The sequence below is a fragment of the Actinopolyspora lacussalsi subsp. righensis genome (genome assembly GCF_900116555.1).
In the GTDB taxonomy this organism is placed as follows: Bacteria; Actinomycetota; Actinomycetes; order Mycobacteriales; family Pseudonocardiaceae; genus Actinopolyspora; species Actinopolyspora lacussalsi.
Window position 1 is genome coordinate 1 of record NZ_FPAT01000018.1, and the last position, 21,200, is coordinate 21,200.

25 protein-coding genes and 1 rRNA gene are annotated in these 21,200 nt (G+C 66.4%); 13 read left to right on the plus strand and 13 right to left on the minus strand.

Annotation, left to right across the window (positions count from 1 at the left end):
- Positions 1–54: 54 nt before the first annotated feature.
- A 5S ribosomal RNA gene (rrf, locus tag BM394_RS21865) occupies positions 55–172 on the plus strand.
- A 124-nt stretch (positions 173–296) separates the two neighbouring features.
- Here the strand turns inward: rrf and BM394_RS21870 are convergent.
- Positions 297–1,055 carry a TrmH family RNA methyltransferase gene (locus BM394_RS21870; RefSeq protein ID WP_092981662.1) on the minus strand — a complete coding sequence of 253 codons (759 nt, stop codon included), beginning with the start codon at positions 1,053–1,055 and terminating at the stop codon, positions 297–299.
- A 155-nt stretch (positions 1,056–1,210) separates the two neighbouring features.
- Here BM394_RS21870 and BM394_RS21875 point away from each other — a divergent pair, with 155 nt between their 5' ends.
- Both BM394_RS21875 and BM394_RS21880 read left to right on the plus strand, forming a co-directional pair.
- The gene (locus tag BM394_RS21875) at positions 1,211–2,632 is read left to right on the plus strand and encodes a WS/DGAT/MGAT family O-acyltransferase (RefSeq protein WP_092981664.1); all 1,422 of its coding nucleotides are present in this window, start codon (positions 1,211–1,213) and stop codon (positions 2,630–2,632) included.
- Positions 2,629–3,150, plus strand: a complete 522-nt coding sequence (locus BM394_RS21880) for a DUF6912 family protein (protein WP_092981666.1) — start codon at positions 2,629–2,631, stop codon at positions 3,148–3,150. The genes BM394_RS21875 and BM394_RS21880 overlap by 4 nt, the downstream gene beginning before the upstream one ends.
- A 124-nt stretch (positions 3,151–3,274) precedes the next feature.
- On the opposite strand, the gene BM394_RS21885 is transcribed toward BM394_RS21880, so the two are convergent.
- From BM394_RS21885 to aroA, 4 genes are all read right to left on the minus strand, one after another.
- The gene (locus BM394_RS21885; RefSeq protein ID WP_139235288.1) at positions 3,275–4,093 is read right to left on the minus strand and encodes an SCO4651 family lipoprotein; all 819 of its coding nucleotides are present in this window, start codon (positions 4,091–4,093) and stop codon (positions 3,275–3,277) included.
- A 149-nt stretch (positions 4,094–4,242) separates the two neighbouring features.
- Positions 4,243–5,061, minus strand: a complete 819-nt coding sequence (locus BM394_RS21890) for an SCO4651 family lipoprotein (RefSeq protein ID WP_092981670.1) — start codon at positions 5,059–5,061, stop codon at positions 4,243–4,245.
- An 87-nt stretch (positions 5,062–5,148) separates the two neighbouring features.
- A complete protein-coding gene (gene rsgA / locus BM394_RS21895; protein ID WP_092981673.1) occupies positions 5,149–6,159 on the minus strand; it encodes a ribosome small subunit-dependent GTPase A in 1,011 nt (336 codons plus the stop codon).
- A gap of 16 nt (positions 6,160–6,175) precedes the next feature.
- A complete protein-coding gene (aroA, locus tag BM394_RS21900) occupies positions 6,176–7,444 on the minus strand; it encodes a 3-phosphoshikimate 1-carboxyvinyltransferase (protein WP_092981675.1) in 1,269 nt (422 codons plus the stop codon).
- A gap of 191 nt (positions 7,445–7,635) precedes the next feature.
- Here aroA and BM394_RS21905 point away from each other — a divergent pair, with 191 nt between their 5' ends.
- The 4 genes from BM394_RS21905 to rsrA all read left to right on the plus strand — a co-directional run bounded on the left by BM394_RS21905 (position 7,636) and on the right by rsrA (position 10,416).
- A complete protein-coding gene (locus BM394_RS21905) occupies positions 7,636–8,379 on the plus strand; it encodes an SOS response-associated peptidase (protein ID WP_092981677.1) in 744 nt (247 codons plus the stop codon).
- Positions 8,376–8,987, plus strand: a complete 612-nt coding sequence (locus tag BM394_RS21910; RefSeq protein ID WP_092981679.1) for an alpha/beta hydrolase family protein — start codon at positions 8,376–8,378, stop codon at positions 8,985–8,987. The genes BM394_RS21905 and BM394_RS21910 overlap by 4 nt, the downstream gene beginning before the upstream one ends.
- Before the next feature lie 395 nt (positions 8,988–9,382).
- Positions 9,383–10,084 carry a sigma-70 family RNA polymerase sigma factor gene (locus tag BM394_RS21915; RefSeq protein ID WP_092981682.1) on the plus strand — a complete coding sequence of 234 codons (702 nt, stop codon included), beginning with the start codon at positions 9,383–9,385 and terminating at the stop codon, positions 10,082–10,084.
- Positions 10,081–10,416: a mycothiol system anti-sigma-R factor gene (gene rsrA / locus BM394_RS21920; protein ID WP_092981684.1), complete on the plus strand. Its 336-nt coding sequence runs from the start codon at positions 10,081–10,083 to the stop codon at positions 10,414–10,416. Before BM394_RS21915 ends, rsrA begins: the two co-directional genes overlap by 4 nt.
- Positions 10,417–10,578: 162 nt before the next feature.
- Here the strand turns inward: rsrA and BM394_RS24000 are convergent, their stop codons facing one another.
- Positions 10,579–10,659, minus strand: a complete 81-nt coding sequence (locus BM394_RS24000; protein WP_033374540.1) for a 50S ribosomal protein bL37 — start codon at positions 10,657–10,659, stop codon at positions 10,579–10,581.
- A 140-nt stretch (positions 10,660–10,799) separates the two neighbouring features.
- On the opposite strand from BM394_RS24000, the gene BM394_RS21925 reads away from it, so the two are divergent.
- Positions 10,800–11,024, plus strand: coding sequence for a biotin/lipoyl-binding carrier protein (locus BM394_RS21925; RefSeq protein WP_165400765.1), 225 nt, complete (start codon positions 10,800–10,802; stop codon positions 11,022–11,024).
- A 112-nt stretch (positions 11,025–11,136) separates the two neighbouring features.
- Positions 11,137–12,627 carry a PAS domain-containing sensor histidine kinase gene (locus tag BM394_RS21930; protein WP_092981688.1) on the plus strand — a complete coding sequence of 497 codons (1,491 nt, stop codon included), beginning with the start codon at positions 11,137–11,139 and terminating at the stop codon, positions 12,625–12,627.
- Positions 12,628–12,875: 248 nt separating this feature from the next.
- Here the strand turns inward: BM394_RS21930 and BM394_RS21935 are convergent, their stop codons facing one another.
- Both BM394_RS21935 and BM394_RS21940 read right to left on the minus strand, forming a co-directional pair.
- Entirely contained in the window at positions 12,876–13,133 is a 258-nt protein-coding gene (locus BM394_RS21935) for a WhiB family transcriptional regulator (protein WP_092629718.1), read from the minus strand.
- A gap of 235 nt (positions 13,134–13,368) precedes the next feature.
- Entirely contained in the window at positions 13,369–14,295 is a 927-nt protein-coding gene (locus BM394_RS21940; protein WP_092981690.1) for a diacylglycerol/lipid kinase family protein, read from the minus strand.
- Positions 14,296–14,670: 375 nt separating this feature from the next.
- Between BM394_RS21940 and BM394_RS21945 the strand changes: the two genes are divergently transcribed.
- Positions 14,671–15,111, plus strand: a complete 441-nt coding sequence (locus BM394_RS21945; protein ID WP_245780378.1) for a hypothetical protein — start codon at positions 14,671–14,673, stop codon at positions 15,109–15,111.
- Positions 15,112–15,244: 133 nt separating this feature from the next.
- On the opposite strand, the gene BM394_RS21950 is transcribed toward BM394_RS21945, so the two are convergent.
- From BM394_RS21950 to BM394_RS21960, 3 genes are all read right to left on the minus strand, one after another.
- Complete coding sequence (locus tag BM394_RS21950) at positions 15,245–15,577, minus strand: hypothetical protein (protein ID WP_092924281.1); 333 nt, start codon at positions 15,575–15,577, stop codon at positions 15,245–15,247.
- A 71-nt stretch (positions 15,578–15,648) separates the two neighbouring features.
- Positions 15,649–16,158 carry a GNAT family N-acetyltransferase gene (locus BM394_RS21955; protein WP_092981693.1) on the minus strand — a complete coding sequence of 170 codons (510 nt, stop codon included), beginning with the start codon at positions 16,156–16,158 and terminating at the stop codon, positions 15,649–15,651.
- Positions 16,159–16,240: 82 nt separating this feature from the next.
- Positions 16,241–16,744, minus strand: coding sequence for a GNAT family N-acetyltransferase (locus tag BM394_RS21960; RefSeq protein ID WP_092981697.1), 504 nt, complete (start codon positions 16,742–16,744; stop codon positions 16,241–16,243).
- A 320-nt stretch (positions 16,745–17,064) separates the two neighbouring features.
- Between BM394_RS21960 and BM394_RS21965 the strand changes: the two genes are divergently transcribed.
- Positions 17,065–17,751 (plus strand): TlpA family protein disulfide reductase, encoded by a 687-nt coding sequence (locus BM394_RS21965; protein WP_175530210.1) that lies wholly within the window; start codon positions 17,065–17,067, stop codon positions 17,749–17,751.
- A 211-nt stretch (positions 17,752–17,962) separates the two neighbouring features.
- Here BM394_RS21965 and sodN read toward each other — a convergent pair whose 3' ends face one another.
- A complete protein-coding gene (sodN, locus tag BM394_RS21970; protein ID WP_043576769.1) occupies positions 17,963–18,370 on the minus strand; it encodes a superoxide dismutase, Ni in 408 nt (135 codons plus the stop codon).
- A gap of 84 nt (positions 18,371–18,454) precedes the next feature.
- On the opposite strand from sodN, the gene BM394_RS21975 reads away from it, so the two are divergent.
- Entirely contained in the window at positions 18,455–18,769 is a 315-nt protein-coding gene (locus BM394_RS21975; RefSeq protein WP_092981707.1) for a S26 family signal peptidase, read from the plus strand.
- A gap of 156 nt (positions 18,770–18,925) precedes the next feature.
- Here BM394_RS21975 and BM394_RS21980 read toward each other — a convergent pair whose 3' ends face one another.
- Positions 18,926–19,528 carry a dTDP-4-dehydrorhamnose 3,5-epimerase family protein gene (locus tag BM394_RS21980; RefSeq protein WP_175530215.1) on the minus strand — a complete coding sequence of 201 codons (603 nt, stop codon included), beginning with the start codon at positions 19,526–19,528 and terminating at the stop codon, positions 18,926–18,928.
- A gap of 337 nt (positions 19,529–19,865) precedes the next feature.
- Between BM394_RS21980 and BM394_RS21985 the strand changes: the two genes are divergently transcribed.
- Complete coding sequence (locus BM394_RS21985; RefSeq protein WP_092981713.1) at positions 19,866–21,089, plus strand: NAD(P)-dependent malic enzyme; 1,224 nt, start codon at positions 19,866–19,868, stop codon at positions 21,087–21,089.
- The last annotated feature ends 111 nt before the right edge of the window (positions 21,090–21,200 follow it).

Sequence of the window (21,200 nt, forward strand, 5' to 3'; positions counted from 1 at the left end):
CCCCTATCAACTAACTACATACCGGCTGACCCAGTCGGCCCCATGGTTGTTTGGGTCGGTGGCCACAGCGGAGGAGACACGCCCGGTATCCATCCCGAACCCGGCAGCTAAGCCCTCCAGCGCCCCAGGTACTGCACCCCCACGGGTGTGGGAGACACGGACACCGCCGACCCAACCCCCCCGAGACCGGCCCCACCCACCAGGGTGGGGCCGGACTCATACCCAGCCCAGACCCCGACAACCTCACGCGAAATCGTCGGGGCAGGCAGTACCGGCGTGGGATGTTTTCCCCCGACTCAGTCGGAAGCTCTTCGCGCGAGTTCGTAGCAGATCACACCGGCAGCGGCGGCCACGTTCAACGACTCCACCCCGCCGTACATCGGAATGCGCAACCGCTCCGTGATCCGTTGACCCACTTCCTCCGAGAGACCGGCCGTTTCACTACCGAGCACGAACACCGCCCGGTTCGGGAAGTCCGCTCGGAAGAGATTCGTCCCGGCATGGGCATCCAGTGAGTACAACGGATACCCGGCCTCGGACAGCGCTTCAGCGGCCGTGCCGGCGTCCGGGCTGCGCAGGATCGGAGCGTGAAAGGCGATTCCCGCCGAAGCCTTGACCACCAACGGGTCCACATTGGCCACCCCACGGTGCGGCAGCACGATGCCGTCCATGCCCGAAGCCGTCGCGGTGCGCAGGATCATTCCCACGTTGGCCGGGGTGGTCAACCCGTCCAGCAGCAGCATGCCGCGGGGCGCGGTTGCCGGATCCGCCAGCGCGTCCTCCAGCGGACGCATCTTCCGGGCCACCACGTCGGCTATCACACCCTGGTCGTGGCGTCCGTTGCCCGCGAGTACCTTCACGCGTTGCGCGCTGGCGCGCCGCACCGGTACAGCGCGGTCGTCGGCCGCTTCCTTGATCTCGCGGACGATGCCGCCGCTGATTCCCTCGGCGAGAACGACCTTGTCCACGCGAAGTTCGAGATCGGACAGGGCTTCCAACACCGGTTTACGGCCGTAGACGGTCACGAATCGGTCGCGTGGTGAGGTTTCGGGCACTGTTGCGAGACTCCTCTCGGAGAGTTGTCGCTCTTCGTCGAACGAGCGGGGCGGAAGTGGTCCGCCGTTGATCGGTTTCGTCGCCGGGAGTTCACCGTTACACGGCCGCTCGGCGTCACTTCGTTCGGCGTCCGTCGTGTGTCAGTATCGCGGTCATGTCCGATCGGTTGTCCGCACTGGATGCCTCATTCCTGTATCTGGAGGACCACACCACACCGATGCACGTCGGAGGTGTGGCTGTTTTTCGGCGGCCGAGCTCCGGATTCGACTACGACAGTATGGTTTCGTTCATCGAACGCAAGCTCGCGCTGGTGCCGCGTTACCGCCAGAAAGTCGTGCAGATTCCGGGTCGACTCGCCAGACCGGTTTGGGTGGACGACCAGAATTTCGACATCAGTTACCACGTACGTCGTTCCGCACTACCCAAACCCGGCAACGACGAGCAGCTGCACGACCTCACCCAGCGGTTGATGTCGCGGAAACTGGACACCACTCGGCCGCTGTGGGAAGTCTACCTGGTGGAGGGGCTCTCCGAGGATCGAACAGCGGTGATCACGAAGACCCATCAGGCCATGATCGACGGTATCGGGGCTATCGACATCGGCCAGCTGATCCTGCAGAGCACCCCCGCTGACTCATCGGCGGGACACGCCGGTCCCTGGCTGCCGCGCCCCGAGCCGGGTGCCGTTCAACTCGCCGTCAACGCGGTCACGGAGGCTGTTCGGCGTCCGGGGGAGGTGGTGGAGAACATTCGTGCTACCACCGTCGACGCCACCGCCACGCTGCGCAAGTTGTCGGGAGCCGTGGCGGGGCTCTACTCCGCACTGCGCACCGCCGCTGTTCCGCCGCCGGGGACCCCGTTGAACGGGACCACTTCGTCGCAGCGGCGGTTCGCCGTTGCCCGGGCGCGGCTCGATGACCTCCGGAACGTGCGGCGACAGCACGGCGGAACCATCAACGATGTGGTGTTGGCCGTGCTCACCGGGGCTTTCCGGAACTGGTTACTTTCGCGGGGTGAGGCGGTAACCACTCGTAGTACCGTTCGCGCGATGGTTCCGGTCTCGGTCCGAGCCGATGGCCCCGCGGCAGTGGCGCGCGCCGAAGTCGGCGACCTCCCGTTCGACGAGGTCTCCTCGTACCTGGTGGATCTGCCGGTGGGGGAGCCCAGCCCGAGTATCAGGCTGCATCAGGTGAGTCACGCCATGCGTGCCCACGCCGAATCGGGACAGTCCGTGGGAGCGGACGCACTGGTGCGGCTTTCCGGATTCGCCCCTCCGACCCTGCACGCCCTGGGGGCCAGGGTCGCCAGTGGGCTGTCCAACCGGCTCTTCAACGTGCTGGTGACCAACGTTCCCGGCCCGCAGGTACCGTTGTACGCGGCCGGTGCGCCGATGTCCGAGATATTTCCGGTGGTCCCGTTGGTGAAGAACCAGTCGTTGGCCGTCGGGATCACTTCCTACAACGGGGGACTGTTCATCGGCCTCAACGCCGACAGGGCAGCCATGCCGGACGTGGATGTCCTTGCTGCGATGATCGAGGAGTCGGTTGAAGAGATGATCGGAACGGTCGAGGTATGAGGATCTATTTGCCGGCCACGGTGCGGATGCTGCGGGAGTTCTTCGAACAACAGCAGCTACGGCCGTTGAGTGGCACGGCCTTCGCACTGACTCCCGCCCTGCGGGAGTCGTATTCCAGCGGGGATGCCGAGGAGCTGGAGTACGCGGCCATGCGGGAGGCGGCCCGAGCCTCGCTCCGGCTGATTTCGACGGAGCTCGGTGATTCGCGGGAGGCCGAAACGGAGGAGTCACCTCGACGAGTGGTGGTCTCGGCCGATGTGCGGGACGAGGAGGCCACGCTGCGGCCGGATCTGGACCACGCGGTGGTCCGGCTGGCCAATCCGGTGCCCTGGAAAAAGATCGCCGCGGTGCATGTGGACACCGCCGAGGCCGAGGAAGCGGTGCGGCAGGCGGCTCAGCTCATCGACGATGCGGACCTCGGGGAGGAGAAGGCCGAGCTGGCTCTCGGGGACGCCGAGGATCACGAGCTGGCCTGGTTCGCTCCGCAGGAGGTGCCGTTCATGCTCGAACTGATGTGACATCCGGTTCCGGAGCGTCCGTTCCGGGGAGCTCCGGTCACTCGAAACCCGAACTCCCGGTCGACTTCCGCGGAGGTCGGCCGACCGGGAAACGAGTACACCGAGCTCGGCGGGAGCCCCGGTCTCAGGCGCCCTGGACCTTGTCGGCGGGCGGAACCGTGATGTCGACCGGTTCACCCCAACCGGAGTAGGTGATCTTCGTCGTCGTCTCGGGGACCTCGGTCCCCATTACCTCCATCTTGGGAGTGACCGTCTTCACCCGCATCGGCAGGTCGTTCGGGCCGATCCACACGGTCTTCCGCAGTTCCTCGATGCCCTGCTTCTGGAAGAGCTCGTAAGCGCCCTTGACCGAGTTCCCGGACCGGGACATGACCTCGCTCAGATCGGTGACCACCTCGTACTTGGTGGCCTGCTCACCGTTGAGCGTCACCTGCTCGGTGCTTTCGATGCTCGATCCCTCCGGCAGCATGGACTCGATGTCCGAGTACTGCCGCATGCTCCCGAGCTGGCCCATGTTACCGGTCGTACCGGCGGAACCCGTGCTGGTCTTCGTCCACGGCTTCCCGCTCTGCGCGGCACCCGGCATCTTGATGTAGATGGCCTTTTCGGTCATCACGACCGGAACGGCGCCGTCACAGGACATCTCGCTCGCGGCGAGGTCGAGTTGACAGGTCTGGCCGCCCATGGCGGACATCATCGACCCCTGGGCGCCGGAGCCGCCCTCGATCTCCATCTTCATCGTCACCGTTTGCTTGCCGTCCATGGTGTTGGACGTCTGGGACACGAGTCCGGAGATCTGGTGGAAGGTCTGCTCGGAGCCGGAGGACTGCGACTGCCCGTCCCCGCCGTTACCCGTGCTCGCCTGGTCCGAGGAGGTCGTGCCACACGCCCCCAACGTGGTGATCAGTGCCAGCGCTGACAGTGCCAATGTCGTGCGGCGCACGAGAAACTCCCTTCACCGTGACTCACCCTGTGGGTGGATCACCCGCAACCTAGCAAAGCCCGATGGCCCCACGTGGTGATTTCGAGGGATTTCCCGTCACGCCTACACTCGGCATCGCCGTTCACCCGGGGAGCATGCCGGCGGGTGGTTCATGCCGGACCCTGGGTGAACTGTTTATTCACCTTTTCGGCGGGCGGTGCCGAGATGTCGACCTTCTTGCCCCAGTCCGAGTAGTCGATCACCATTCGCGCGTCCTCGGGTGCTCCCTCGATGGGAGGCATTTTGGTGATGATCCGCATGGGCAGGCCGCGTTCGTCGACCCAGTACACGTAGTGGAGCTTCTCGACGCCGCCCTTGAGCATCTCCTGGGCGTTGCTCCGGTTCTGCTCTTCGCCCTTCTCGGCCATCACGTTCATGTCGACGGCCACGTCGTAGCGGACCGCCTTTTCACCCTCGAGCTCGGTTTTCCGCTTCTCGCTGATCTCCGCGCCCTCGGGCAGCATGCGTTCGATGTCGCTGAACTTGGTCAGCTCACTGAAATCCGCACTGGTCTGTCCCATGTCCTCGGGCGACATCTCGACCCACGGTTTGGTCATCCCGCGCTGTTCCCGCATCTCCTTCGGGAACTTCATGTACATGGTGTCCGACTCCATGATGAAATCCATGAAGCCGGTGCAGTGCATGTTCTGGCCGACCAGCTCCAAGTCGCAGTCGTAGTTCATCGTCTTCGCCGCCTCGGGCGGGAAATTCTCCGCCCGCATGCTCATCTTGACGGTGGAGCTCTCCTGCATCGCGTCGCCGACCGCGTCGCCGAGTGCCGAGACGTTCGACAGCGGACTCAGGCTCTGCTCGGTCTTCTCGGACGCGTCACCGGACGGGTTACCACTCGACTGAGTGGTCTGTCCGGTCCCGCAGGCGGTGACGCCTGTCAGAGCCAGTGCTGTCAGCCCGATGGCCAGTCTTCGCATTCCGGTCCTTCCGTAACGATCGTTTCGACCGGATCGGGACCTTAGCAACGACCCGCACCGCAGGACGACAAACTTTATGAATTTGATTCACTCGTCACGTCCGGCGCGGGAGCGCAGCAGTCTCCGCAGCGAGTTCAGCTGTGCTTCGTGACCTTCCTCGGCCACGAACGTGTCGAGGTGGCAGTCAGGATCCTCGGTACCGCCGAGATGACCGCAGTTCGGCGGACATTCCTCAGCCGCCGCGGCGAGGTCCTCGAACGAGTCCACGAGATCGCTCGCGGTGACGTGTGCCAGTCCGAAGGACCGTATCCCCGGGGTGTCCACGACCCAGCCGCCGATGTCTTCGGGCATCGCCATAGCCACCGCCGAGGTCGAGGTGTGCCTGCCCTTGCCTACCTCGCTGACGCGTCCGATAGCCCGCTCCGCATCGGGCACGAGGCGATTGACCAGCGTCGATTTCCCCACCCCGGAATGTCCCACCAGTGCGGAGACGCGGCCGTCCAGCGCGGCCCGCAGTTCCGTGGGTTCGGCGTCGAGGCGAGTAGTGAGCACGGAGATCCCCAGCTCCGCGTAACCGGAGATCCAATCCTCCGGAGCCGCCAGATCCGCCTTGGTCAGGCACAGCACCGGGGTGAGCCCACCGGCGTAGGCGGCGACCAGGCAGCGGTCGATGAACCCGGAGCGGGGCGGTGGGTCCCACAGCGAACTCACGATCACCAGCTGTTCGGCGTTGGCGACCACCACTCGTTCGTACGGATCGGTGTCATCGGCGGTACGCCGCAGCACGCTGGTTCGCTCCTCGACCCGCACGATCCGGGCCAGCGTGTCCGGCTCTCCGGAGGTGTCACCCACCAGCCAGACGCGATCACCGATCACTACGGGGGTTCGGCCCAGTTCCTTGGCACGCATGGCAACCACCTGCTGCCGGGGGTCACCGTCGACGGCGCACGTCCACCTGCCCCGGTCGACGGCCACCACCATCCCCACGAGCGCATCGGAGTGTCCGGGGCGTTGCTTGCTGCGGGGTCTGCTGTTGCGCCGGTTCGGGCGCACCCGGACATCGGACTCGTCGAGGTCTCGCCACCCCCGCTTGGCCATCACCGCTCCGCTCCCGTCACCGCAGGCCGCCCAGCATCTTCGTCCACATCTCGTCGAACCCGGGAAGTGTTTTGCCGGTGGTCGTGATGTCGTCGATCACCGTTCCCGGAACCCGCAGTCCCAGGATCGCTCCCGCCGTGGCCATCCGGTGGTCGGCGTAGGAGTGCCACTGCCCCCCTCGCATCGGCCGGGGAACGATGGTCAGCCCGTCGGGATGCTCCGAGACCTCCGTGCCCAGGCCGGTCAACTCCGCGCGCAGCGCCGCCAGTCGATCGGTTTCGTGTCCGCGCAGATGCGCGATCCCCCGCAGTCGCGATTCGCCGTGCGCCAACGCGGCCAGCGCGGCGACAGTAGGGGTCAGCTCGCCGATCTCGTGCAGGTCCACGTCCACGCCGCGCAGCCGTTCCGGGCCGGTGACGGTCAACCCTCGCTCGTCCAGGTGGGTCCCGGCCCCCATCTCCCGCAGGATCCACCGGATGGCGTCCCCGGCCTGGGTGGTTCGCTCGGGCCAGCCAGGCACGGTGATTTCGCCGCCGGTCACCGCGGCGGCGGCGAGGAACGGGGCCGCGTTGGACAGATCCGGTTCGATCCGCAGCTCCAGCGGCTCGATCCCGCCCGGTGACACCGTCCAGGTGTCGGGTTCCGAGTCGTCCACGTCCACACCTCGCGCACGCAGCATCCGCACCGTCATCGCGATGTGTGGCAGTGACGGCACCGATTCCCCCTCGTGACGCACGGTCAGACCGCGCTCGTACCGAGCGGCCGAAAGCAGCAACCCGGACACGAACTGTGAGGAGGCGGACGCGTCGACAGTGACTTCACCACCGTCCATTCCCCCCGAGCCCTCGATCGTGAACGGGAGGCTGTCGCCGCTCACCCGAGCCCCCAGCGTCCGCAGCGCTCGCAGCACCGTGTCCAGCGGTCGTTCCCGAGCCCGCGGGTCTCCGTCGAAGGTGATCGTGCCCTCGGCCAGACACGCCAGTGGCGGCAGGAACCGCATGACGGTTCCGGCCAGCCCGCAGTCCACGGTCGCCGGGCCGTGCGGTTTGTCGGGCGTTATCAGCCATTCGCCCTCGGGTCCGTCCGCGACCTCCACGCCGAGCGTGCGCAGCGCCGCGGCCATCAGTTCGGTGTCCCTGCTTCGTAGCGGTGATCGCAGCGTCGAGGGACCCGTGGCCAGTGCGGCGAGCACGAGGGCGCGGTTGGTGATGGACTTGGAACCCGCGACCTCGACGGTGGCGTGCACCGCTTCTCGGGCCGGTGGGGCGGACCAGGGTGCGCTCATGGCTCGATGGTCTCGCACGCTGCGCCCGTCCCGGAAGTTCGGGTGTGCTTTCGCGGGTGCCCGTCAACCAGGTGCGGGTTGCGCGAGCACGTGGCGGAACTGGCAGCATAACCGCAACGTGGACGGTAATCGTGGGTTCCGGTTCCGCGGGGCCTGTCGCTTCGCGGTGGAGGGAGTGGAGGTGCGAAGCGATGTGCGGTAGATACGCCTCGTCGAAGGCGCCGAGCGAGCTCGCCGCCGAGTTCGACGCGCGGGACGAGACCGGTTCCCGGGCGCCGGAGCCCGACTACAACGTCGCTCCGACCAAACCGGTGTTCAGTATCGTCCAGCGGCATCCGAGGGACGCCGAGGGCAGTCCCGATCCGGACCGCTCCGAACGCACCGTGCGGGTGATGCGTTGGGGACTGGTGCCGAAATGGGCCAAGGATCCCTCGGTGGGAAGCCGGATGATCAACGCCCGCTCCGAGACCGTGGCCACCAAACCGGCGTTTCGGGGGGCTGTTCGTTATTACCGTTGCCTGCTGCCTGCCGACGGCTGGTACGAGTGGAAACGGGACAGCAGCCCCAAGCAGCCCTACTACGTCACCAATCCGGACGACTCCAGTCTCGGCATGGCGGGAATCTGGGCCACCTGGCGCGACCCGGCGGAGCCGGAGGCCGAGCCGCTGGTCAGCTGTGCCGTGCTTACCACCGAAGCGGTTGGTGAGCTCGCCGAGGTGCATGAACGCATGCCGCTGGTGCTCGCGTCCCGGGACTGGGCGGAATGGCTGGACCCGGACAACCAGGACGTCACGGATCTGCTGGTGCCGCCTTCGGGGGAACTGGTGGAGCGACTACGGATGCGCCCCGTCTCGCGTGCGGTCAACAGTGTGGCCAACAACAGTCCGGGACTGACCGAGCCGGTACCCGAGAAGGACGCGCTGTTCGGATCATGACAAGAGTAGAGGTGGACACTCCGCACGGGGTGGCCCGTGCCGAACTGCACAGCGCCGCCGAGGGCCGTGCGGCGCTGCTGCTGGGACACGGCGCCGGCGGGGGTTTCGAGGCCGAGGATCTGGTCTGCGCGGCGCGTACCGCCACCTCCTCGGGGGTGCACGTCGCGCTGGTCGAACAGCCCTACCGGGTGGTCGGGCGTCGTGCGCCCGCTCCGGCCCGGCAGCTCGACGCCTGCTGGTTGGCCGTGGCCGAGGACCTGGGGCAGCGGTGGTTCCCTGAACTCCCGTTGATCTTCGGCGGACGTTCCTCCGGCGCGCGGGTGGCCTGCCGCACGGCCGACGCCGGGGGAGCATCGGCCGTGCTGTGCCTGGCGTTTCCGCTGCGTCCGCCGGGAAAGCCTGACAAGGACCGAGGCGACGAGCTCTTCGCGGTCGAGCTCCCGACCCTGGTGGTGCAGGGCGAGAGCGATCCGTTCGGTGAACCGGAACCGTCCACCAACCGTGAGGTGGTGCTGGTTCCCGGGGACCACTCGTTGCGGGCCGACACGGGAGCGGTTTCGCGTGCCGTCTCCGAGTGGCTCGGCAGGATTCTGCGCCTCCTCGACTGAGGGAAGCGGGTGCGTGCGGCACCCCACCGAGTGCGCGGCGATTTCGCGAGAAATCGACGCCGCCCCTACGGGGAGGTGCCGCACGCACAGGGCCACGGACGTGGCGTCACCAGTTGCGGCGGTTCAGTGCGACCGGTGGTTCGGATCGGACCGGTGGGTGGAATAGCACGCCGTTGTCGATCGTTGCACGGGACGTGTTGACCGAGCAGAGTGGTACGGCCGTCTCCGGCGGCCAGCAGCCCAGCTTGAAAGAGTGCGTGTCGTCACGCGGTTCGCGGGATTCCGCGAAGCGTGCACGTGAAAGTGCCGGGGTATCCTGGGAGAGTACTCATGCCGGTGAGGGCATGGGGGCGTCACCATCTCCACTTTCGTCTTGGTGGCGGGGAAGGAGCCCGGTGCCTGGTACCAATGGGCAGGCCAGTACTGCCGAGAACGAGCAGCCGGCGGAAACCGGTGAGCAGCAGCAACGGGACGAAGTCACTCGGGCGGAGGAATCCGAGGCGACCGAGACGGCCGAACAACGGGTCGCCCGCTTCGAGCGTGACGCGATGCCGCTGCTGGACCAGCTCTACGGTGCCGCCCTGCGGATGACGCGCAACGCGGCCGATGCCGAGGATCTCGTGCAGGAGACCTACCTCAAGGCGTATTCGGCGTTCAAGTCCTATACCAGGGGGACCAACCTCAAGGCCTGGCTGTACCGCATCCTTACCAACACCTACATCAACGGTTACCGCAAGCGTCAGCGACAGCCGCAGCAGCAGCCCACCGACGAGATAGCCGACTGGCAGTTGGCGCAGGCCGAGAGTCACACCTCCAGTGGACTGCGCTCCGCCGAGCTGGAGGCACTCGACAGGTTGCCGGACACCGACGTGAAGTACGCGTTGCAACAGCTCGCGGAAGAGTTCCGCATGGTGGTTTACCTGGCGGATGTCGAGGGGTTCGCCTACAAGGAAATCGCCGAGATCATGGACACTCCGATCGGCACGGTCATGTCCCGGTTGCACCGTGGGCGCAGGCAGCTGCGCGGGATGCTGACCGACGTGGCGCGTGAACGCGGCTTCCTGCGATCCGAGGAGCGGGAGGTGAGCACGCCGTGAGCTGTCGCGAAGACCCGCGGGCTTCCTGCGAGGACGTGCTCGCCGAGGTGTGGCTGTTCCTGGACAACGAGTGCGACCAGGAGCGGCGAGCCGCGCTGCGCAAGCACCTCGACGAGTGCAACTCCTGCCTGGAGCACTACGGAATCGAAGAGCACCTCAAGGAGTTGCTGCACCGCAAGTGCGGCGGGGAGCACGCTCCCGCCGAGTTGCACGACAGGCTGCGTAGTTCGATCCGCGAGAACGTGCTGCGCCAGGCCGAGGTGACCGTCGAGGACGGCCCCGAGGGCGCCTCGGTCGAGGTGCGGAGCAGGCCGACCTCCTCGGCAGAGTGACTCCGCTGCGCCGTAGCCGCTCTCCGGACGCCACGAGAAGCCGGACAACACGAAAAGATGGCCCCGAACCGGCTGACCGGTTCGGGGCCACTTCGTTGTGGGCCGCGGACGCGGCATGGTGCCGCGGTGGCGCGAGCGAGCCGTATAGTCCGCGAAAAACCCTCACTTGCCGCGCAGCGGACGCTTGCCGTGATTGGCGTTGTTCTTGCGCGCGGCCTTCTTCTTGCGGGCCCGCTTGGCCATTGGGCACTCCTAATCCGACTCGAATTCGACCCCCCACAGTCTGACATGCGAGGTGACCTGGTGTTCGTGGGCGGTTGCCCACGTGGTTTCCTGGTGGTCGAGCGTCAGCCGGACGGGTTCCAGAAGGGAAGCGGTAGCTGGTGGCACACGAAATACGCGCCGAGATGGTTGCCAACGTCATGACCGTCGACGTGAGCCCGGGCGATCAGCTCGGCAACGGGGACTCGGTGGTCGTGCTGGAGTCGATGAAGATGGAGATCCCGGTGCTCACCGAGCGCCCGGGGCGGGTCGACGAGATCGCCGTCAGTCCGGGCGACGTGGTCCGGGAAGGGGACCTGCTGGCCGTGATCGAGAACCCGAACTGACCGAGGTTTCCCGCTCGCCCGCTACCGGTGCTTCGCCAGGTCTTGCCGCGACCGCTCGGGAGCGGGTGCCGTCGGTTCGTGGTTCGTCGTGGGGCGGTCGAAAGGGCTGATCGTGTCTACTCTCAGTGATCTGTTGGCCGAGCACACCGGTCTGTCGGGAACGGTGGCCGACCATCTGCAGCTCGTCGTCGCGGAGTGGCAACTGCTCTCCGACCTGTCCTTCGCCGATTTCCTGTTGTGGGTGCCCGTCGGGCAGGACGATCCGGGGGACAATCGGTTCCTCTGCGTGGCGCAGGCGCGTCCCACAACGGCGCCGACGGCCCATTCGGAGGACCTGGTGGGCACGGCGGTGACCCCCCAGGAGCATCCGCAGCTGCAGCGGGCCGTGCGGGAGAAACGCATCTGCAGGGAAGAGGACCCCCGGTGGCACATGGGGGTTCCCGTTCGGCGCGAGACCATTCCGGTTCGGCTGGACGACTCGGTGGTCGCGGTGTTGAGTCGGGACACCAACCTCGCGGTGCCCCGGGTGCCCAGTCCGCTGGAGATCTCGTACCTCGGCAGCGCCGCCGATCTCTGCCAGATGATCGCCGACGGTAGCTTTCCCACCGCCGAACCCTCTCCGGACGTGCACACCAGCCCCAGGGTGGGGGACGGTCTGATTCGATTGGACAGCGCCGGGACGGTGGTGTTCGCCAGTCCCAACGCGCTCTCGGCGTATCACCGGATGGGCCACGCCGCGGACCTCGTGGGTGGCCCGCTGGCCTCGTTGACCCGTTCGCTGTTGTCCGACCCCTTCGACGCCGACGAGGTGTCCCAGCGCATCCGGCAGGCTCTGGACGGTCAGCCGGGAATGCGGATCGAGGCCGAGGCCAAGGGGGCCACGGTGTTGTTCCGCGCGCTGCCGCTGCAGCCGCGTGGCCAGGATGCCGGGGCACTGGTGCTGGTCCGGGACGTCACCGAGGTCAAACGTCGGGATCGGGCGCTGCTCTCCAAGGACGCCACGATCCGCGAGATCCACCACCGGGTCAAGAACAACCTGCAGACCGTGGCGGCGTTGCTGCGGTTGCAGTCCCGGCGTACCGGCAACAACACGGCGAGGCAGGCGCTGGACGAATCGGTGCGGCGGGTGACGTCCATCGCGCTGGTGCACGAGACGTTGTCGATGTCGGTCGACGAGCGAGTGGATCTCGACGACGTCGTCGACCGGGTCATTCCGATGATGAGTGACCTCGCCAGCGCGAGCGGCGGTGTGACCGTACGCAGGCAGGGGCGTTTCGGTGAGGTCGCGGCGGAGCTGGCGACTCCGCTGGTGATGGTCCTTACCGAGCTGGTTCAGAATGCTCTGGAACACGCCTTCGCCGAGGGCGAGGGCGGGGAGGTCGTGGTACAGGCGGAGCGTTCGGCGCGCTGGCTGGACGCGGTGATCTCCGATGACGGTCAGGGCCTGCCGAAGGACTTCTCCCTCGAGCACGCCGAACGTCTCGGCCTGCAGATCGTGCGGACCCTCGTCGAGTCGGAACTCCGCGGGTCGTTGAGTTTGCGCGGGCGTGATCAGCGGGGTACCGAGGCGGTGCTGCGAGTCCCGTTGAAGTACCGTCGCTGAGTCGCTGCCGCTGAGTGCGTCGATAGTGGGCGCACACGGGGGAGCGTGCTCCGATCGATCCTGTCGGCCCCCCTGTGGAACGCGGTGATCGCGTTCGCGACCGACATCGACGCGGATCGATCGATGGTGTTGTGCGGTTGTTGCGGTTTTCCGGCTGTCGCGCGTCCGATTACTGCGTCCCTGGGAATCCGTACGGGTCTCGCCCGTCTCCGCTCACGGAGTCCTGCCGGGACGGATCTGTCGGGCGCTCAGGCGTTGGTGGTGCGAGTGCGTGTCCGCGCGTTGCGACGCTTGAGCGCGCGACGCTCGTCCTCGCTCATACCGCCCCATACACCTGCGTCCTGTCCGGTCTCGAGGGCCCACGCGAGGCACTCGGACGTGACGGGGCAACGACGGCAAACAGCCTTGGCCTCGGCGATTTGCAGCAGGGCAGGACCGCTGTTCCCGACGGGGAAGAACAGCTCGGGGTCCTCGTCACGGCAAACCGCACGGTCGCGCCAGTCCATCGTTTGCTCCTCGCTAGGCACGCCAATGCGCGCCGATCGTTGTTCCGGGGTGTTTGTGAATGCTTTCACGGAGTCCGTGCGCTTGTGAATGCTTTCACGAACTCGCGTAATGTCAAGGGGACGATCACTACCGAGTGAGTGAGCTCACCCGGAAGATCGACAGATCTTGACCTGGGGTTGGGTGACCACCGGAGGCGGTGCGGCCGACCCTGTGTGGTGCTTCCGTTGCGGCAAGTTATCCAACGACGCACAGAGCGTTCGGAACCGACACGAAATCGATCACCGAAAGCTCGCCGAGGGAGTCGCCGTCGACCTGTACTCGCAACGGCCGCTCACAGGTTACTCGCAACCTGCTGATGTTCGCACGCCTAAAAAGGGATTTTCCTTGTGGTTTAGCTCTATCGCTGAGCATTTGCGCTACATGTCGTAACACTGAGTGAGGAAGCATATTGCCGAGCGCGAATACACCGATACCCGTTTCGAAGCTGGTCTCGGGGTTGGTGTGCACCGGTCTGCGGCCCAGGTAGGTCCACGGATCCGCGTTGGAAATCATGGCCGCGTGTAATGCGGTCACCTGAGGTTCGTCGTCGGCCTGCACGGTGAGTAATGGTTTACGTCGGGCGCTGGCCAGATAACAACGGGTCGCGGCGCTGGTGTACAGCCACGGTGTCACTCGCCGCCCCTTGCCGCGCCGGCGTTCCACCTCGGCGACCACGTCCGCGTCGATCCCGACCCCGGCGTTGAAGGTGAACCACCGGTCGTCCACCTTGCCCAGGCCGATCCAGCGACTGCGCTGCTCGGCCAAGGCGTGCAGCAGCCCGTGGGTCGCTTCCAGCGGATCCCGGGGTACGCCGAGTGCCCCCGCGAAGACGTTGGCCAGTCCGCCGGGGATCACCGACAGGCAAGGGCGCTGGGTGGTCGTGGCCACTTCCGTGCGCAGCATTCCGTTGACGACCTCGTTGACGGTGCCGTCACCCCCGTGCACCACGATCAGGTCGGCCCCTTCGAGGGTGGCTCGTGCCGCGGCGTCGGCGGCATGGCCGCGATAACGGGTTTGCACCACGTCGAGTTTGACCTCGCTGGCGAGCGCGTGGGCCAGCACGTCCCTACCCGCGGCACTGGTCGAGGTCGCCTCCGGATTGACTACGAGAACAGCGCGCACACCCGAAGCCTAGCCGTAGTTCCCGGGAGGTTTCGTGTGGCGCCACCCGCGTCTCGTAACTCCCGGTGCTCGCGGCGGAGCGGTGTGCCGGATGGGACCGGAGCCGCCGTCTCGGGAGCGTGTCGCCGGCGTGGATGAGTGGTCTATTCTCGAAAGAAGGTGCTCAGGGGCTCGTACTCCCGGAATCGCGCGAGCACGTGCCCGCGGTGGAAAGTTCCACCCGCGAACGGCTGTCCGGCGAGATCTCCTTTCCCGGCGTCCGGAACGACGGTGTCGTCCGGTGAGAGGGTCGGCCCGGAAGCCCTCCCGACCGGGAGTTCTCCCACGAGCCCTGTTACGTCACCGTGGACACATCACCCCAGGAAAGAGGCATTCGTGTCGGCAGCGACAGCCCCCCGCACCGTGCGCCTGGCCGGCCTGGTGACCGTGTTGCAGGCGGTTGCCGGGATCACATTCGTCGTGGCCCTGCTGATTCGGGCGAGCCAGGCCGAGCTCGGCTCGGTGGGATCGCTCACCCGCAGCTCCACTTATGGTGAAGCCGGCTATTTCGGCCTCATCTCCCTCGGTGTGCTCTTCGCGGGCATCGGGCTGCTGCGGAGCAAACACTGGGCCCGCACACCGGTGCTGCTGTTGCAACTGTTGTTGCTCGGTGCCTCCTGGTACGCGATGGGCCCCTCGGACAGCCCGCTGGTGGCCTTCGGGTTCGCCGTTCCCGCCGTGCTGGTGCTCTGGTGCCTGTTCAATCGTGCGGGGCGGGAGTGGTGGTTGCGCTCCAGCGCCGCCCCCGACGCCGAGCACGAGAACCACTCCGGCTGATCGGAGTTTTCCGGGGGCGCGTGTCCCGCTCGTGGGGTGATTCCCGTGGGCGTCGGGATCTCGTGCGAACGGCACGCGGCTTCCTGCTCTTCAGCCCGCTCCCGGTCCGCGCCGCGGCCGGTCGCGAGCAGCGTCAGCGACGCTGGTTCGAGCCACCCTCGCCGCGGTTCTCCGAAGGGATGCTGCGCGGATTGGCCGCTGCCCAGCTCTCGGCCAGCCGTGCCAGGGCGCCGGGCTTGTCCCAGTCCGACGGGTTGGCCGGGATCGCCGCTATCCAGTTCTCGCGGTCCCTCGCCGGGTCCTCGTTCGGTCTGTCCGCGATCGTGAAGTGCTTCGGTCGAGTGACCTCGATGAACGGATTGCCCTCCACGACGTAACCGCGTTTGACCGCGATTTCCCGGTCGCCCTGCGCCCAGCGGAACGTGAGCCCGTGGTTGAAGTATCGGCTGATCGGGCGAGTGGGCATGGTGACACCTCGCGCTGGTGTGGTGCGTGTCGGTTTCGCAGATTACCGTGCTTTCGCCCGTGGGAAATCCGTCAACCGTGGGCTGTTCGATCGAGTGCCTCCTCGGTCAACCGGAAGACGGTCCACTCGTCCATCGGAATCGCGCCCAGCGACTCGTAGAAACCGATCGCCTGCTCGTTCCAGTTCAGTACCCACCATTCCAGGCAGGCGTATCCGTGTTCGACGCATTCCCGCGCCAGTTCCGCCAGCAGCGCTCGCCCCAGACCGTGCCGTCGATACGACGGCTCCACGTAGAGGTCCTCCAGGTAGATACCGTGTGTCCCTCGCCAGGTGGAGAAGTTGAGAAACCACAGCGCGAATCCCACGACTCGCCCGTCGAACTCGGCCACGTGCCCGTACAGCGCCGGGGCCGGTCCGAACAGCGATCGCCGCAGCTGCTCCGTGGTGAGTTCGCACTGCTCGGGAGCTTTCTCGTACTCGGCGAGCTCGTGCACCAGTCGTACCACGGCGGGCAGGTCGGCCTCGGTGACTCGTCGTACTCCGTTGTTCCCAGCGTGGTTGCTCCCAGCGTGATCTAACACCCGTTCAGATTAACCGAGTCGTGCGCAACTGATCATCTTCTCGAGTTCGGGACGTTCTCCCGGACGTTCACTCCGAAAGCGATCACGCGGGCAGCTCCAGCGCCATCAGCACGTCGTCCACGAACCCGTCCCCGATGCGGAACTCGTCGCGCAGCCTGCCCTCGATCTCGTAACCCGCGGTGCGATACAACCGCATCGCCCGTTCGTTGGTGTCCAGTACCCGCAACGTGATGCGAGTGGCGCCGCGCCGCAGCGATTCGGCGCGCACGGCTTCCAGCATCGTTCCTCCGATGCCCCGTCCCCGGTAACCGGGCAGCACCGAGAAACCGTGCAGCTGTTGCACATGAGCCGTGGCGTCAGCGAGATCGGGATACGAGGTGGCCAGCGGGACGAGTTTCGAGTATCCGACCGCGAGACCGTTCTCATCGGCGACCAGCACGTTCCCCGCCTCGACGGGTCCGTCGAAGATCGATCCCTTCGACGATTGTGGTGGTGCCGGACTCGTTTCCGGAGACCACGCCTCCCGCTGGATCCACTTCAGACGTTGTTCCTCACCCGGCTTCGCCACGCGGATCCGCACACCCATACCGGTTTCCGTTTCGAGAGTGGGGTGGAGGTCGGAAGTGAGCCTGGCAACTGAGTCGGTCGGGCGCAATCGGATTTCGAGCGCTGCGGAACGAGGAGCGCGGAGTGTTCTCGGGATCCGGACCGTTCTCGTACGCTCGCGGTGGTTCAGCCGCGGTAGCGGCGGGGTGTTTCCGTGCCCAGGGTATTCCGCCCCCGGTCGTCCGGTTGCCCGATTCAGCGTCCGTGCGCGGTGGTCGACCACCGGTCCGTTCGGCAGGTGTTGATTCGTTCCGAAGCAGGGACAGCACGTTCGGGAAGGCCATCTCGTGAAATCCGTATGTGTTCGGTTTTCGCGGCACGTCCGGAACGCGGTCGGTGTTGTACCATGCGCGCATGTCGAAGCGAAGAAAATTCGAATTCGTTCGATTTCGACGGTCGGGAGTGGTCAAGAAACGGATCGTCGCGGCGGTGACCGGTATTCTTGTCGCCACGACATCGGCTTCTTGCGGCGGTTTTTCGGGAGGCGAAGTGCGGTCGGGGCGAGGCGAGTTCTCGTTCGTGTCCCCCGGCGGTAGGACGAGGATCCTGTACCAGGAAGGAGATCGTGACAGCGTAGGGGACTTGTCCGGATCCTCCGTTGTGGAACCGAGGAAAACCATAGCTCTGTCGGATTACGAGGGCAAAGCGGTTCTGCTCAATCTGTGGGGATCGTGGTGTGCTCCTTGCCGGGGTGAGGTGGACGAACTCGAACGGTTGAACCGGCGGACCGAGGACGCGAACATCCGGTTTCTCGGCGTGAACGTTCGCGACAACCGGAAGTCCGCTCAGGACTTCATGCACAATCTGGACGTGACCTACCCTTCATTGTACGACCCGGCCGGTAAAGTGGCACTGGCCCTGGACGGACTTCCGCTTTCCACCGTGCCGATAACACTGGTGCTGGACGACGAGCACGGAGTGGCCGCGATTTTCCTGGGTTCCGTGACCGTGGAAAAAGTGATGCCGGAGATAAGGAAAGTGGTGTGAGACGGCTGCGGTCGGATCGCGTTCCGCGCGGTTTCCGACCGGTCCGAACGGTTGCGCGTCGCGGTGGCCGAAAGGACGAAGAAGGGGGCGAGGGTTGCGGCGTTCGCGGCCGAACGCACGTCGGCCTTGGCTCGACGACCGGAGAAAAACGACGCCGACCGGCGGAAGCGTGTTCCGGCCGGCCGGCGTTGTGTGAGGACCTACGGGGCGTTCAGCCCTTCTTGGTCTCCCAGAAGATCTTGTCGATCTCGGCGATGTAGTCCAGCAGCTCCTGACCCGTGGCCGGGTCCATCGAGCCCTTGGTGCCGGCCGCACCGGCGGCCTTGGTGGCCTTGTTCACCAGTTCGTGCAGCTGCGGGTACTTCTCGAAGTGCGGAGGCTTGAAGTAGTCGGTCCACAGTACCCACAGGTGGTGCTTGACCAGTTCCGAGCGCTGCTCGGCGATGTTGATCGCGCGAGTGCGGAACTCGGGGTCCTCGTTGTTCTGGTACTTCTCCTGGATGGCCTTGACGGACTCGGCCTCGATCCGTGCCTGGGCCGGGTCGTAAACGCCGCACGGCAGGTCGCAGTGGGCGGTTGCTTCCAGACGCGGGCCGAGAAGCCGCGACAGGAGTCGCATACTTCCTCCCTGAAAGTGACAGTGAATGCTCCGACGGGGCCGACCCTACTCCGTTACGATCGTCGTTGTCTTACGGAGGTAGGTGTGAGTTCGCTCGGTCGGCTGCGCTGGCGCAGGCTGCGTGTGCGAGGGCCCTCGATGGCTCCCACGCTGCGGGACGGGGACATCGTGTTGCTGCGGTTGCGTACCGAGCCGAGGCCCGGTGACGTCGTGCTCGTCAGGTGGCCGTCCAGGCCGAACCAGCTCTCGGTGAAACGGGCGGTGTGCCGTGTCGAGGGGGGTTGGCACGTCACCGGGGACCACGCCGCGGCTTCCACCGATTCCCGCCGACTCGGCCCCGCGGAGGTGTTGGGGGTGCTGCGCTGGCGACTGGTGCCGCGCCCCGGCCGGATACGTTGAGTAGCCTCGCCGGGAGCCGTTCGGTGTGGTTCGGAGTTGGGAATCCCGCGGTCGCGGTGAAAACGAGTCTGACTCGTATTCCTGGTGGTCAGGATCCGTGCTCGTGCGTCCGGCGGTGAGGCGGTCGCTGTCGTTCGGCGCCCGTCGCTCGGCCCGTCATTCGGCGGAGCGCAGTCGCTCGTAGCGTTCCAGGCAGTCCGCGTGGCGCGGCAGGATGCCCGCCTCGTTCGCCTCGGCCAGCGAGGGCGCGGAACGATCCTTTTCGGATAATATCGGTTCCGCGTCGAGCTCGTTCCACGGCAGTCCGAGCTCCGGGTCCAGCGGGTTGACCGCGTGCTCGGCAGGAGGGTTGTACGGCGTCGAGCAGAGGTAGATCATCACCGTGTCATCGGCCAACGCCGCGAAGGCGTGCCCGAGACCTTCGGCCAGGTACAGCCCGTTGTAGTTCCGCGAGTCCAGCCGAACGGCTTCCCACCGCCCGAAGGTGGGTGAGCCGATCCGCACGTCGACCACCACGTCGAGCAGGCTCCCCTGTGGGCAGTAGACGTACTTGGCCTGGCCCGGCGGAACGTCCGCGAAGTGCACACCGCGTACCACGTTGCGATGGGACACGCTGTTGTTGAGCTGTGCCAGGGGCAGTCGGTGTCCGACCGCTTCGGCGAACGCCTCCTGCTGGAAGGGAGCAACGAACAGCCCCCGGCGATCGGGAAAGGCCGGAGGGGTGAATTCCACGGCACCGCTGATGCCCAGTCGACGCATGTCCACACCGACAGCCTATTACCGGTGTTCTCCGGTCGTGTCGTCGGGAAAGTACCGGCGGGGTTTCTCCCCCGGTACTGACGATCACCGGAACGAGTGTTGACAATTTGTTGAAGATGCTGGTGTGGTGTGACCCTAGTCGCAGACAGCCCCGGGGGTGGCTGACATACTCGGCGAACCGCAGCGTCCGCCGAGCTGCTGCCCGGACCTGGGCAGTCGGTCTCGGTCGCCCCTAGACGCCTCGTCGAGTGGCACCAGTCCACACGGCGTGCGACGTCGCCCATCTGCCGCCCGGGAGTCGCTCCCGGTGGCCAGGTCAAGGCAACAGGAGGACGCCGTGACCACAGTTAGTGATCATCAGAACACGTCCGATTCCGCGTCCGCATCGGCAACGCCGAACGCGGAGTTGACCCACGAGGAGATATTCGGAGCGCACGAGGGCGGAAAGCTGGCCATCGCCCCCACCGCCCCGTTGACGAGTCCGCGCGACCTCTCCATCGCGTATACGCCGGGTGTGGCCAAGGTCAGCCGTGCGATCAACGCGGACCAGACGCTGACTTCTCGCTACACCTGGACCAGTGGGCTGGTGGCGGTCGTCAGTGACGGCACCGCCGTGCTGGGGCTCGGTGACATCGGTCCGCGTGCTTCGCTGCCGGTCATGGAGGGCAAGGCGGCGCTGTTCAAGAACTTCGCCGGTCTGGACTCCATCCCGTTGGTGCTGGACACCACCGACAACGACGAGATCGTGGAAACCCTGGTCCGGCTGCGTCCCTCGTTCGGAGCGGTCAATCTGGAGGACGTGGCCGCGCCGCGGTGCTTCGATCTCGAACGCAGGCTGGTCGAGGCCCTGGACTGCCCGGTCATGCACGACGACCAGCACGGGACGGCGGTCGTGACCCTCGCCGCGCTGCGCAACGCCTGCCGGCTCTCGGGACGCGACTTCGGTTCGCTGCGCGTGGTGATCTCCGGGGCGGGGGCCGCGGGGGTGGCCTGTGCCGAGATCCTGGAGGCCGCCGGTGTCGGTGAGGTCGTCGTGGCGGACTCGCGAGGTGTGATCCACTCCGGCAGGGACAACCTGACCCCGATCAAGGCGGAACTGGCCGAGCGCACGAACCCCCGGCACGTCACCGGCGGATTGCCCGAAGCCCTGCGCGGTGCCGATGTGCTCATCGGCGTCTCCGCGGGCACCATTCCGGAGGAGCTGGTGGAGACGATGGCCGACGACGCCGTCGTGTTCGCGCTGTCCAATCCGGATCCCGAGATTCATCCGGAGGTCGCGGCCAGGCACGCGAGTGTGGTCGCCACCGGACGTAGCGACTTCCCGAACCAGATCAACAACGTGCTGGCGTTCCCCGGGATCTTCAAGGGGGCTCTCCACGCCGGTTCCCGGATGATCAGTGACCGGATGAAGGTCGCCGCCGCCGAGGCCATCGCGGCCGTCGCCTCGGAGGAGCTGGCCGCCGACTACATCGTGCCCAGCCCGCTGGATCCCAGGGTCGCGCCGGAGGTCGCCGACGCGGTCGCCGAGGCCGCCCGGAAGGACGGGGTGGCCACGGCCTGAACAGCGTATTCGCCTCTCGGGGGCGAGTTCGCGTCTTCCCGGCGCGTCAGTCGGATGCCTCGTGGGGCGGGACTACTCGGCAGGTTGGTTCCCGTGGTGGAAGCCGAACCG